This window comes from Ottowia massiliensis (assembly GCF_900240305.1).
GTDB lineage: Bacteria > Pseudomonadota > Gammaproteobacteria > Burkholderiales > Burkholderiaceae_C > Ottowia > Ottowia massiliensis.
Genome location: NZ_LT964854.1, coordinates 787,965 through 800,940, shown reverse-complemented (window position 1 = coordinate 800,940; position 12,976 = coordinate 787,965). Strand labels below are relative to the sequence as shown.

General features: G+C 56.4%; 10 protein-coding genes and 1 pseudogene. 8 read left to right on the top strand and 3 right to left on the bottom strand.

What is annotated here, in order from left to right:
* Positions 1-4: 4 nt before the first annotated feature.
* Entirely contained in the window at positions 5-478 is a 474-nt protein-coding gene (locus C1720_RS03630) for a YhbY family RNA-binding protein (RefSeq protein WP_050716508.1), read from the bottom strand.
* A 31-nt stretch (positions 479-509) separates the two neighbouring features.
* On the opposite strand from C1720_RS03630, the gene C1720_RS03625 reads away from it, so the two are divergent.
* The 8 genes from C1720_RS03625 (at position 510) to C1720_RS03590 (ending at position 10,187) form a co-directional block, all read left to right on the top strand.
* A complete protein-coding gene (locus C1720_RS03625) occupies positions 510-1,187 on the top strand; it encodes an RlmE family RNA methyltransferase (protein WP_050715542.1) in 678 nt (225 codons plus the stop codon).
* Positions 1,188-1,329: 142 nt separating this feature from the next.
* Positions 1,330-3,237, top strand: coding sequence for an ATP-dependent zinc metalloprotease FtsH (ftsH, locus tag C1720_RS03620; RefSeq protein WP_102283262.1), 1,908 nt, complete (start codon positions 1,330-1,332; stop codon positions 3,235-3,237).
* Positions 3,238-3,410: 173 nt separating this feature from the next.
* On the top strand, positions 3,411-3,992 hold the full coding sequence (locus tag C1720_RS03615) for a GspH/FimT family pseudopilin (RefSeq protein ID WP_102283261.1): 582 nt from the start codon (positions 3,411-3,413) through the stop codon (positions 3,990-3,992).
* Entirely contained in the window at positions 3,986-4,654 is a 669-nt protein-coding gene (gene pilV, locus C1720_RS03610; protein ID WP_102283260.1) for a type IV pilus modification protein PilV, read from the top strand. The genes C1720_RS03615 and pilV overlap by 7 nt, the downstream gene beginning before the upstream one ends.
* Before the next feature lie 17 nt (positions 4,655-4,671).
* Positions 4,672-5,556: a PilW family protein gene (locus C1720_RS03605; RefSeq protein WP_102283259.1), complete on the top strand. Its 885-nt coding sequence runs from the start codon at positions 4,672-4,674 to the stop codon at positions 5,554-5,556.
* Positions 5,557-5,585: 29 nt separating this feature from the next.
* Positions 5,586-6,341 carry a pilus assembly PilX family protein gene (locus C1720_RS03600; protein WP_102284483.1) on the top strand — a complete coding sequence of 252 codons (756 nt, stop codon included), beginning with the start codon at positions 5,586-5,588 and terminating at the stop codon, positions 6,339-6,341.
* 16 nt (positions 6,342-6,357) lie between these two features.
* Positions 6,358-9,735 carry a pilus assembly protein gene (locus tag C1720_RS03595; protein ID WP_102283258.1) on the top strand — a complete coding sequence of 1,126 codons (3,378 nt, stop codon included), beginning with the start codon at positions 6,358-6,360 and terminating at the stop codon, positions 9,733-9,735.
* 20 nt (positions 9,736-9,755) lie between these two features.
* The gene (locus C1720_RS03590; protein ID WP_304528911.1) at positions 9,756-10,187 is read left to right on the top strand and encodes a type IV pilin protein; all 432 of its coding nucleotides are present in this window, start codon (positions 9,756-9,758) and stop codon (positions 10,185-10,187) included.
* Positions 10,188-10,509: 322 nt separating this feature from the next.
* Here C1720_RS03590 and C1720_RS03585 read toward each other — a convergent pair.
* Together C1720_RS03585 and C1720_RS03580 are read right to left on the bottom strand one after the other, a co-directional pair.
* Positions 10,510-11,148: pseudogene (locus C1720_RS03585) on the bottom strand (lytic transglycosylase domain-containing protein); the annotation flags it as partial.
* Positions 11,145-12,887 (bottom strand): proline--tRNA ligase, encoded by a 1,743-nt coding sequence (locus C1720_RS03580; protein ID WP_102283257.1) that lies wholly within the window; start codon positions 12,885-12,887, stop codon positions 11,145-11,147. The pseudogene C1720_RS03585 and the gene C1720_RS03580, both read right to left, overlap by 4 nt.
* Positions 12,888-12,976: the final 89 nt, after the last annotated feature.

The following is a 12,976-nucleotide window of genomic DNA, read 5'->3' as shown; positions in this document are numbered from 1 at the left end:
GCAATCAGTCCGGGCGGCCTTTCTTGGCCGATTTCTGCTTGGGCTGGGCTTTCTTGATCTTGCCGCCCGCCGTCAGGCGCTGGTTGCCGAGCACGCGCAGGCGCTTGACTTCGGGCCGCTGGCCGCCGCGCGAGCTGTATTTGATGACCTTGACTTCGCGCGGGCCGGGCTTGCGGTTTTCATCAGGCGCGCGCGTTTTTTCGGGCATGGGGCGCCAGAGCACCAGCAGCTTGCCAATGTGCTGCACGCAAGCGGCGTTCAGCTCGTCGGCCAGCTGCGCGTAGATCGCTTCGCGGGCGGCGCGGTCATCGCCCAGCACGCGAATTTTGATGAGGCCGTGGGCGTTCAGGGCGGCGTCGGTTTCCTTGCGCACGGCATCGGTGAGGCCGTCGGCGCCGATCATGACGACGGGATCAAGGTGGTGTGCGTCGCCTTTGAGCGCCTTGCGCTCGGCGGGAGAGAGTTCAAGTTGGGGCATGGGAAAGGATTGTCCCTTGAAAATACGGGCCATGAAGTCTGGAACGAAGAGCAAAAAGCTCAACAAGGCATGGCTGCACGACCATGTGAATGACCCCTATGTGAAACTGGCCCAAAAGGAAGGCTACCGCTCGCGCGCGGCTTACAAGCTCAAGGAGATTGATGAGGCGCTGCGCCTGATTCGCCCCGGCTGCGTGGTGGTGGACCTGGGCAGCGCGCCGGGGGCGTGGAGCCAGTACGCGCGCCGCCGCCTCTCGCCGCAAGGCGCGGCTGCGGGGGAGCTGAACGGCGCCATCGTGGCGCTGGACATCTTGCCGATGGAACCGATTGAAGGCGTGACCTGGCTGCAAGGCGACTTCCGCGAAGAAGACGTGCTGGCGCGCCTGCGCGAGGCGCTGGCCGGGCGCGCGGTGGATGTGGTGATCTCTGACATGGCGCCCAATCTGTCAGGCATCGAATCGGCGGACGCCGCACGCATCAGCCATCTGGTGGAGCTGGCGGTGGACTTCGCGCAAAACCATCTGAAGCCCGGCGGCGCGCTGGTGGCCAAAGTGTTTCACGGCAGCGGCTACAGCCAGCTGGTCAAGCTGTTCAAAGACACGTTCCGGGTCGCCAAGCCCATCAAACCCAAAGCCTCGCGCGGCCGCTCGGCGGAAACCTTTCTGGTTGGTGTGGGACTCAAGCGCCCACTGCGCGGTGAAAACCGTTGAAAGCGTGCAAAAGCCGCAGTCCGCGTCGGGGACGGCGCGCCCGCGAACCCTTCGGCAGGCTTGAAATACCTAGAATGAACCGCAGCTGAAAAAGCTTTGAAGAGCATCCCTTTTTCCTTTTCTCCTGATTGGAGCGTGTGGCTTGAAGAATCAACTGTTTTCAAAAGTGGCTGTCTGGCTGATAGTGGCGCTGGTGCTGTTTGCGGTGTTCAAGCAGTTTGAAAGCAGCGCGGCCAGCGCAGGCCATGTGGCGTATTCCGACTTTCTTCAGGACGTGCGCAATGGCCGCGTGAAAAGCGCCACCATTCAGGAAGGCCCCAGCGGCGCAGATATCGTGGCCGTGATGAGCGACGATCGCCGCGTGCACACCCAGGCCACTTACCTGGACCGGGGGCTGGTGGGCGATCTGGTCAATCACAACGTGAAATTCGACGTCAAGCCGCGCGACGAAGGCTCCTTGCTGCTGCGCATACTCATGAGCTGGGGGCCGATGCTGCTGCTCATTGGCGTGTGGATCTATTTCATGCGCCAGATGCAAGGCGGCGGCAAGGGCGGCGCCTTCAGCTTTGGCAAGAGCAAGGCGCGCATGCTGGACGAAAACAACAACCAGGTCACCTTCGCCGACGTGGCAGGCTGCGACGAAGCCAAGGAAGAAGTCAAGGAAGTGGTGGACTTCCTCAAGGACCCGCAGAAGTTCCAGAAACTGGGCGGCCGCATTCCGCGCGGCCTGCTGCTGGTCGGGCCGCCTGGCACGGGCAAGACGTTGCTGGCCAAGTCCATCGCGGGCGAAGCCAAGGTGCCGTTTTTCAGCATCAGCGGCTCCGATTTCGTAGAGATGTTCGTCGGCGTGGGTGCGGCCCGCGTACGCGACATGTTTGAAAACGCCAAGAAAAACGCCCCCTGCATCATCTTCATTGACGAAATCGACGCCGTAGGCCGCCAGCGCGGCGCGGGCCTGGGCGGCGGCAACGACGAACGTGAGCAGACGCTCAACCAGATGCTGGTGGAAATGGACGGTTTCGAAACCAACCTGGGCGTGATCGTGGTGGCCGCCACCAACCGCCCAGACATTCTGGATTCCGCCCTGATGCGCCCTGGCCGCTTTGACCGGCAGGTATACGTCACGTTGCCCGACATTCGCGGCCGCGAGCAGATTCTGGGCGTGCACATGCGCAAGATTCCCATCGGGCAGGACGTGAGCGCCACCGTCATTGCCCGTGGTACCCCCGGCATGAGCGGCGCCGATCTGGCCAACCTCTGCAACGAAGCCGCCCTCATGGCCGCACGCCGCAACGCCCGCGTGGTGGAAATGCAGGACTTCGAAAAAGCCAAAGACAAGATCTACATGGGGCCGGAACGCCGCTCGATGGTGATGACCGACGACGAAAAGCGCGCCACCGCATACCACGAATCGGGCCACGCCATCATTGCCGAAATCCTGCCCGGCACCGACCCCGTGCACAAAGTCACCATCATGCCCCGTGGCCGCGCCCTGGGCGTGACCTGGCAGCTGCCCGAGCGCGACAAATACAGCCAGTACTACGACCAGATGCTCAACGAAATCAGCATCCTCTTTGGCGGCCGCATCGCTGAAGACCTGTTCGTCAAAAAGATTTCCACGGGCGCTTCCAATGACTACGAGCGCGCCACCAAAATCGCCCGCGACATGGTCACCCGCTATGGCATGAGCGCCGAACTCGGCCCGATGGTGTATGCCGAAAACGAGAGCGAGGTGTTCTTGGGCCGCAGCGTGACCAAAACCACCAACATCAGCGAGGCCACCATGCAGAAAGTGGATGCTGAAATCCGCCGCATCCTGGACGAGCAGTACGCCGTGGCGCAGAAGATTCTGGAAGCAAACCGCGACAAGGTCGAAGCCATGACCGAGGCGCTGATGCAGTGGGAAACCATCGACCGCGACCAGGTGCTCGACATCATGGCCGGCCGCCCGCCGCGCCCGCCGCAAGACCACGTGCCACACTCAAGCCCCTCAGGCGGCGGCCCCTCGGGCGGCACGCCTGTCGCCGATCACGCGCCTACTGCGGTGTGAGACGTAAGGCCAAAAAAGAGTATTGACCACAAAAAGCGGAGCCTGGAAACAGGCTCCGCTTTTTTAACAGGCGGGGGGGAAAATTCAACGCGATAAGCCCATGGGCGACAAACGGCGGATTTCATCCGATAGCATTGCATCCTGCAACAAACAGAAAGCTATCATTTCGTCGTATGCAACCCGTAGAGAAATATTCATCGCGACCCTCAAGGTTCGGTCAGTTCGGCTTTACTGCTGTAGAGCTGCTGGTGGTAGTGGCCATTCTTGGTGTATTGGCAACGCTGGCGGCCCCAAGCTTCGCGTTGCTTTTGGAAAAAATGCGTGTTACAGAAAGTGCGCATGCAATGGAGTCGTCTTTTTATCTGGCTCGATCTGAGGCGATCAAGCATGGCGGCGGGGTTTTGATGGTTAAAACTCCGGTGGGAACAGAATGCACCCGCGCGACCGCAAAGCAGGATTGGAGCTGCGGATGGTCTGTTGTATTGGACAAGGATCGAAATGGAAGATTTGACGCGAGTAGCGATACGCAGATCCAGGTGATTCCTTTTTTTAAAGGAGTTGATGTTTCTGTTATTACGAGTTCTGCTGCCACAGATATCTTGCGCTTTGATCGGTGGGGGCAAGCAAATGGCCAGGGATCAATGAGAGTGTTGTTTGTTCCAGTTGCATCCGGTGTTGCATCGCATGCCACTACAACGTTATGCATTAATTCAGGAATGAGGGTGGACATCCGTCGAGGAGATGTGACATGCTAAATATGAAACCGAGCAAAAGAACCGGGAATCTTCAGCAAGGTATGGCGTTGATTGAGTCACTGGTGGCTATTGTTGTGCTTGCGCTGGGTGGATTAGCACTTTTGGGTATCCAGTTGCGAACATTGGCGGATACGCAATCAAGCGTCTATCGTGGTCAGGCAATCCGATTGATTGAGGATTTGAGCGAACGAATGAATGTGAATCCTAGTGGATTGACAGATTTGGCAAAGTATGTGGCTACATGGGGTACTGCGCCGAACAGTACAAAAGACTGTCGAGCGACGCCGTGTACAAATACTGAACTGGCCGCATTCGATTTGGATGCTTGGAGAGCAAATGTAAAGGCGGCGCTGCCTTTAGGGGATGTCAAGGTGTTTGCTTCGGGATCAGCAGGCAATCAGCGGATGCTGGGTGTTGTTGTGGGCTGGCGGCATACGGAGCGTCAACGGGACGGTCTGACCGAATCGGAAAATCAGCAATATAAAACTCCCTTCGCGCTGGATAAAACTGAAACCGATGGGTTTTCTTGTCCTAATGGCTGGCTATGCCATTTTCAACTCATTGGCCCGATGCAACGTTGCTTGCCGTCACCGGAAGGACGCTATCAGCAAACGGTAAACGGCGTTACGTCGACGGTGGTTCCTGTTATTTGTCCTAACTAAGAGCAAGAGTTTTGTTTATGAGCCGCTATATGAATGCTGCAAGGAAACTGCAACGCCAGGCGGGTGTTACGCTGATCGAGTTGATGGTTGGCATTGCTATAGGTATGCTGGTGGTTGCCGTTGCTTTAACTGCTTTTTTGACCTCAAGGGGATTGTCTTCTTCAGTAAGTGAAGTTGCTAAACTTCAACAGGAGGCTAGTTTCATTTTTCGAAAGATTGGCGAGCAGCTGAGGCAGGCGGGGAGCATGGAATTGGACTTAAAGATACCTGCTGGGTCTGGAAGCAATCTGAGTTCACCGCATACGCCTGTGGTGTTTGATCCTGACAATCTTTTCTTCCGCGCTGCGACAGTTGTTGGTGCCGTGCCGGGTGCAGATGGAAGTCGCCTCAGCGTGAGCTTCCAGAATACGCCAGAAATGATTTACAAAAGCAATGCGAAGAATAAAGGCGATACTGTCCTTGGCAGCCAGATGCGCAATTGTTTAGGAGAGATTCCTGGTGGCGTATCGGCGAATGCCAAAAATGCCATTGGAATTACCAGTTCGTTTGATTTGAATAGCAAAGGCGAGTTGATTTGCGGGGCGAGTGCGGGGAGTGGTCAGCAGGCCCTTTCATCAAACGTCGCTGATTTCCAGGTGTGGTATTTGGTGCAGGGCCTTCAAAATGGGCAAACAGTCATTCAGCGCTTGAGTGCGGCAAATGTAACAAACTGGCAGAAAGTATTTGCAGTGGAAGTTTGCCTCGATCTGAAGGGGGTGGAAAAAGTGGCCGTAGAGGGAGATGCAACATATACCCAGTGCGACGGTAAGAGCGGTTCGCTGCGGCAGGGGGGGGCTGGCAGCGCAGTGAGGCATCTTGTCATGCGGAATACCTTCCAGCTGCGGAGCCAAGGTGTGTTATGAGATTGGAGTTCGCTTGCAAGGTGATTGGTATGCAATATGATTCTTATAAGGTGTATCGGAGACAGCCTACTTTAGGTGGAGGTGGGCGAGCTGACCGGCAAAAGGGATTGTCACTTTTTGTTGTGCTAGTGATTGTCTTGCTCTCCACATTGCTGGCAGCATGGGCATTCCGCAGTTCGATATTCAATCAACTGGTTGTCAGTAATGATGCAGACTATCAGCGGGCTTTTGAGGCCGCTCAGGCCACGCTACAGGACGCTGAGTTTGATGTGCAGAATATTCGACCGGATGGAACTCCTTGTCAGCGCGGCAATGATACGAAAATTTGCCGCCATAATAGCAGCAGTGTGTACTTCCCAACGGAAACGAAGGACTTCAACCGTTTGGTTAGCTCTTTAGAGGTCGACCCAAAAACCAAATGCCAGTTTGGCATTTGCCAAAAGCGTGCGGGAGCACAGGATTTTTGGAATTTGAAGGAAACGCTGGATGACATGCTGGCGCAGGCGGCCAAGTACGGCGAATATACCGGCGCTACCAAGACCGGGCCGATACTGGACCCGGGAAGAGGCTCCAATGCTGGGGCTTGGTACTGGGTTGAGGTTTTGCCTTATGAATCTGTCGGGCAGGTGCTCATGTCAAATCACAATCCGAAGGCTAATAAATACGTTTATGCGCCGGAAACCTCACTGCCTTTTGTTTACAGGATTACCGTGCTGGCAAGAGGAGTGAGGCCTGGCACGCAAGTTGTCTTGCAATCTGTCCTGGTGCGCCAACGCCTGAACTGATCAAGGAGATTAAATAATGTTACACAATGCGAAAAGATTTCTTCCCTCGGCCTTGGTTTTGGCTGTCATGGGGGTTATGGGTGTGCCTGCATTTGCTCAAAAACTGCCTTTGGCTCAGTCGCCAGCAGGAACTACGGGGCGCGCGCCAGCGCCCAATGTGATTTTGACATTGGATGATTCGGGCAGTATGACTGAACGTGACGGTGGCCCAGGCGGCATGACGCGGGTTCAGGCCTTGCGAAATGCGTTAGTTCATACATTTTCAAGCAGCAACCCCGATGTTGCGGATGGACGCATCAGGCTGGGCTGGCAAATGATGAATCAGTGTCTGGGGTTCCCTGCGAACAGTGGTAATTGCAATGGTCAAAACTTGCTGCGCTCTCTCGAGGGGAGTGACTCGGATACCAATAAACATCGCGGAAAATTTTTGCGATGGGCAAGACAGGTTCCTGCTGACGGCTGGACGCCTATTCATGGCGCCTTTCAGAAGGTTGGGGAGTACCTGAGTCGTACGGACAGTGAGAATCCATGGCTGGATAAGCCCGGGGATTCCAGCTCCGGGTTTCTGCCGTGTCGTCGCAGTTATCATATTCTCATGACTGACGGCAGTTGGAATATGGGTTTCAACTATAACGAAAATACGATTCCAGCAGCGAGGAGACGCTCTGATCGCACAACCACCACTTTCCCAGATGGTACCACCTATAATCCTGGGGCAGAGCAGACGAAAGTCTATACCGGTAGCAGCTCATCTGTTCGTGTATGCAATGGATATAATCGTGGCTATACTGATTGCCGTCACAATGTGAGTACTATTTCTGATATGGCTTTCTATTATTGGTCGACAGATTTGCAGCCGGGGATACCTAATAAACTCTCCCCGTTGATGCGGATTAAGACCGGTGAGCAAATAACGGACGGATCGAGAGCTGTTGATTTGCAGCCGTATTGGAACCCGAAAAATGATCCTTCGACATGGCAAAATATGGTGACTTATACGATCGGGTTTGGTGACGCTGCGTCATTTGATGCTCCAAAATGGGATGGCTCGACGGATGATATGTATTCCACTAATTTGGCGCGGAGTGATTATGCGCGTCTGGTAACGGGAGCAATAGGATGGCCTGGCGTTGGCTCGCCTTTGGATAATAGAAACGAAATGTGGCATGCTGCCATTAATGGCAGAGGTCGTTTCATTCCTGCCCGCAACGTGGATGATTTGAAAAAAGCCTTTTCTACCATTTTGTCGCAGATCTCTGTAGATAGCCAAAAGCCATTGACGAGTTTTGTTGCTTCTTCCGCTTCTTATAGCCGAAACGGAACTGATTTCTTCCACTCGGGTTACGACTCTGGCGCGCATTGGCGCGGCTATGTTGGCGCTCAAAAGCTGAATCCTGATGGAACATTGGTGCCGACGCCTTTATGGGGAAGCAATGCCGATGGTTCGCCGAAGACCACAGCAGACGTGATGGATGCCCTGTCAAATACAGCGATTAACAACCGCGTCATCCTGACTAGTTCCAAACAGGCTTCTGGCCAGTATGTGGGCGTTCCTTTCAAGTGGGCCAATATCGATGCAAGCCAAAAAACGGCTCTTAAAACTTTGGGGGCCAATGTGGCAAGCGATGCCATAGGGGAGAAGCGACTTGAGTATCTGCGTGGCAGCCGTGCGGATGAGGGTGCAAGCGGTGCACGATTCCGTGAGCGTAAATCACGCCAAGGGGATATCGTAAATTCAGTGTTGTGGTATGCGGCTGATCCAGCTAGCAATTACGCGTTCAATGGTTATCCTACATACGCCAATAATGTTTACAACCGTCTTCCTATTGTTTATGTAGGAGGCAATGACGGCATGCTGCATGGTTTCTCAGCGGTGGATGGTTCGGAAAAGATTGCCTATGTGCCCAGAGGTGTTTACGCCAATCTTTCTCGTCTGACAGACGTCAATTACGATCCGGAGCATCGTTATTTTGTTGATGGTTCACCTTTGGTTGGCGATGTGCAGATAGGTGGTACATCGGTAGCTGACTGGCGTACGGTATTGGTTGGTACACTGGGAGCTGGGGGCAAGGGATACTTCGTGCTGGATGTCACCAATCCCGGAGCCAAGCCAAGCACAAGCATTACGACATCTCATCCTGAATTTACCAATGCCAATGCTCAGCAGTTGGTTCTTATGGATAACACGGGCGACGATGACCCGGATATGGGGCATATTTTTGGCGCGCCGCTGACGGAAGAGGGCAATCCTCAGCGCCCTGTGCAATTGGTGCGCATGAACAATGAACGTTGGGCGTTTCTGACTGGCAATGGAGTCAATAGCGATAGCGGCCAGCCTGTGTTGTTTGTGCAGTTTCTGGATGGCGCCCGGGAAACCATCAAAATTTCAGCCGCAAAAACAGGCACTGAAGCTAGTGGCAATGGCCTTTCAACGCCTCGTCCCCTGGATGTGAATGCTGACGGTCTGGTTGATTATGTGTACGCAGGCGATTTGCGTGGCAATATGTGGAAATTTGATTTGACTTCCAATGTGCCAACGCAGTGGAAATTGGCGACGTTCGCGGGGGCGTCAGTGCCTCTATTTACGGCGCAGATTGGTTCAGTACGCCAACCCATAACGACAGCCCCTCTGCTAAAACCCAATGTTGAAGTGGGTGGACTGATGGTGGCTTTCGGTACAGGCCGTACCATGACGGAGCAGGACCGTGCGTCTGTTGAAAGGCAGACGTTCTATGCAGTGCTGGACAAGACGCGTTATAAGGCGTCCGGATCAAGTGTCGAAGTAGATAACGCATCAGCCAATGACCGGGTGCAGGATCGCACTAGTCTGAAAGAACGCAAGTACACTAGCACAAGTGTAGCGGGGAGCGGGGCTGCTTCGGGATTGACGTACTGGGGACAAGAAAAACCAACCGGTTCGGTCAATACCAAGGTAGATTATAAAAAGGGTGATCGTGGCTGGTTTTTTGACCTTCCGGAAGCTCGGGAACGTGTCACGCAATCGCCAGAGTTTTACGATGGCAGCCGGATTATTGAGCTCAAAAGCGTTATTCCTGCCAAAGGTAGCCTCACTGACGATGGAAAGGAAACTTGCGGCGTTGATTCAGAAGCATCAAAAGGATTTCGTACGCTGATCAATATTGAAACGGGATACCCGCCTACAACCAACATTATGGATGTGAATGGTGACGGCCTATACAATATGACCGGCGATATGGTGGGCGATGGCGTCATGGCATCGCGCAGTACAGCGGCGGATGTCGAAATGAATAATAGAGGACAAAGCACAAATCTGCGCCATAATGGTGGCGCTGCCAACGGCCTGCCGGCCCGGGTTGATTTACGCCGCCTGCCAGCTGTTGTTCTGCGGCCGAATTGGCGCCAGCTCCAATAATGAAACAAGGGAATTCTGCAATGGAATTGCGTTTTCATTCGATGAAGATGGCTGCACGAAACCTGCATGGTTTTACATTAATAGAGTTAATGATTGTTGTGGCGGTAATTGGTATTCTGGCCGCCATTGCGGTGCCCTCGTATGCCGAATATCTGCGGCGCGGATACCGGGCTGAGGCGCGTGCAGCTTTGCTATCGGCTGGGCAATGGCTTGAAAGGGCCGCGACAGCTCAAGGCAAATACCCGTCTTCCATTCCAACAGGCTTGCAATCCACGCCGGCCAACAAATATGACATCACCTATTCTATGGCCAGCGATGGCGCAACTTACCTGCTTAAGGCTACGCCAAAGAATGGGCAGGAAGTGGATAAATGTGGCACCCTGACTCTGAACAACGCGGGTGTGAGAACAGCTGCCTCTGGACAGAGTGTTCAAGACTGCTGGGGCCGCTGAAAACTGTTTGCAGCTAAGTCTCATTAACCCCGGGTAACCGGGGTTTTTTGTTGGTGCTTCTTATAATTAAATCGCTAATTCTGGTCGTATGGAATATATATTGAATAGCGCTATCAGATTATGGTGTTGATGTAATGATGTTCACTACTGTCCCGCTTACGCTGTGGCCTCTATGCGCAGGCGGAATAGTAGAAACGGGCAATGCAGTGCGGGGTTGCAAAGAGAGAAGGGGTTGAGGTGTTGTTTGGGGAGGTATGGGGGCAGGATGGTATGGCGCTGCCGGTGCAGGGGGCGGAAAGGGGGTAGATGCAGCTGGAAGGTGGTCAACATATTCCCAATGGCGCTGCGCTGCGAAAACGGCATTGGGATACTGCGGTTTGCCGCGCGAGCCGTTGTAGCGGCCCAGGGCCATGAACATGTCGCCGTGCTCGCGGTCCAGGTAGTGGCGCAAGATGACGCAGCCAAAGCGCAGGTTGGTCTGCATGTGAAAGAGTTTGCCGGGGTCGCCGTCGCCGATGACGCGGGTCCAGAACGGCATGATTTGCATGTAGCCGCGCGCGCCGACGACGGAGACGGCGTATTTGCGAAAGCCGCTTTCTACCTGGATGAGGCCCAGCACGAGCGAGGTTTCCAGCCCGGCGCGGCGGGATTCGTACCAGACGGTTTGCAGAAAGTCCACGCGGCGGTCGAGGTCGGGCATGCGCTTGTAGAGGCGGTCGCTCATGGCCGAGAGCCAGCGCAGGTAGGCCAGGCGCGCTGCGGTGCTGGCGAAGATGGGCACGGGCGGGGCGCTGTTGGCGATGGCCGAGCTGAGTGCGGTACGCACGGAGTCGGCCAGCGGCTCTTCAATTTGCCCGCCGGCGCGCGCCGGTTGCGCCAGCACCAGCAGGCCGGGCAGCAGGGCCAGTTGCCGCAGGGTCTGGCGGCGTTGCGGGTCGCTCGGGCCTGGCTGACGGCTCATGCGGCAAGCCGCGCTTTGACGAAGGCAGCGATGCCGTCGGCAGGCACTTTGGCGGCGGTTTCGTCGCGGCGGTGCTGGTATTCAACCAGGCCTTCTTTCAGTCCCCGCTCGCCGATGGTGACGCGGTGCGGCACGCCGATCAGCTCCCAGTCGGCAAACATCACGCCGGGGCGCTCGCCACGGTCGTCCAGGATGACGTCCACGCCAGCAGCCAGCAGTTCGGCGTGCAGGCTTTCGGCGGCTTGGCGCACGGCTTCGCTGCGGTCCATGCCCACGGGGCAGATGACCACGGTAAAGGGCGCGATGGCATCGGGCCAGATGATGCCGCGCGCGTCGTGGTTTTGTTCGATGGCGGCGGCGGGCAGGCGGGTGATGCCCATGCCGTAGCAGCCCATTTGAAAGGGCTTGGGCCTGCCGTCTTCATCCAGAAAGGTGGCGTTCATGGCGGCGCTGTATTTCGTGCCCAGATAGAAGATGTGGCCGATTTCGATGCCGCGCTCGATGGCCAGCTGGCCTTGCCCGTCTGGCGAGGGGTCGCCTGCGACGGCGTTGCGCAAATCGGCCACGATGTCCGGCTCCGGCAGATCGCGCCCCCAGTTCACGCCGGTGATGTGGAAGTCTTTTTTGTTGGCGCCGCACACCCAGTCGGCCATGACGGCTACTTCGCGGTCAGCCACGACGGTCACGGGCTTTTTCAGGCCAATGGGGCCGAGGTAACCCGGCTCGGCGCCAAAGTGTTCCAGGATTTCGGCCACGCTGGCAAAGCGAAAGTCCGCCAAGCCCGGCACTTTGCCGACTTTCACTTCGTTCATCTCATGGTCGCCGCGCAGCAGCAGCAGCCAGATGCGGGTTCGGGCAATTTCCCCTGCGCCGTTCAGCTCGTCCGTGGCCAGCACGAGGGATTTGACGGTGCGCTGCAAAGGCAGCTTCAGCAGTTCGGCCACGTCGGCGCAGGTGGCTTTGCCGGGCGTGGGGGTTGGGGTCATGGGCTGCGCAGCGGGCGGGCGCGGGCCTTTGGGGGGGGCGCTTTCGGCTTTTTCCATGTTGGCGGCGTAGCAGCTGCCGGTGCTGTAGACGATGGCGTCTTCGCCGGTGGCGGCAATCACCTGGAATTCTTCGCTCATGTCGCCGCCGATGCTGCCCGAGTCGGCCGCCACGGCGCGGTAGGTGAGGCCGAAGCGGTCAAAAATGGCGCGGTAGGCCGCGGCCATTTTCTGGTAGCTCTGGCGCGCGCTGGCTTCGTCGCGGTCGAAGCTGTAGGCGTCTTTCATGATGAATTCGCGCCCGCGCATCAGGCCAAAGCGCGGACGGCGTTCGTCGCGGAACTTGGTCTGGAACTGGTACAGGTTGCGCGGCAGCTGCTTGTAGCTTTTGAATTCCTGGCGGGCGATGTCCGTCACGGCTTCTTCGCTGGTGGGTTGCAGCACGAAGTCGCGCTCGTGGCGGTCCTTGATGCGCAAAAGCTCCGGCCCCATCTTGTCGAAGCGCCCTGTTTCACGCCACAGCTCGCCGGGCTGCACCATCGGCATAAGGCATTCAATGGCGCCAGCGCGGTTCATTTCCTCGCGCACGATGGCCTGCACTTTCTGGATAACGCGCAGCCCCATGGGCATGTAGGTGTAGATGCCCGCGCCCAGCTTCTTGATCATGCCCGCTCGGGTCATGAGCTGGTGGCTGATGACTTCGGCGTCCGCCGGGGCTTCTTTCAGGGTGGAGATGAGGAACTGCGAGGCTTTCATGACAGATGCGAATGGTGGAAAAGGGCCGCAGGCGCGCGGCAAGCCCTGGCCCCAAACGGCAAGAGGCCGTTGACAGGCCCCTTGACATG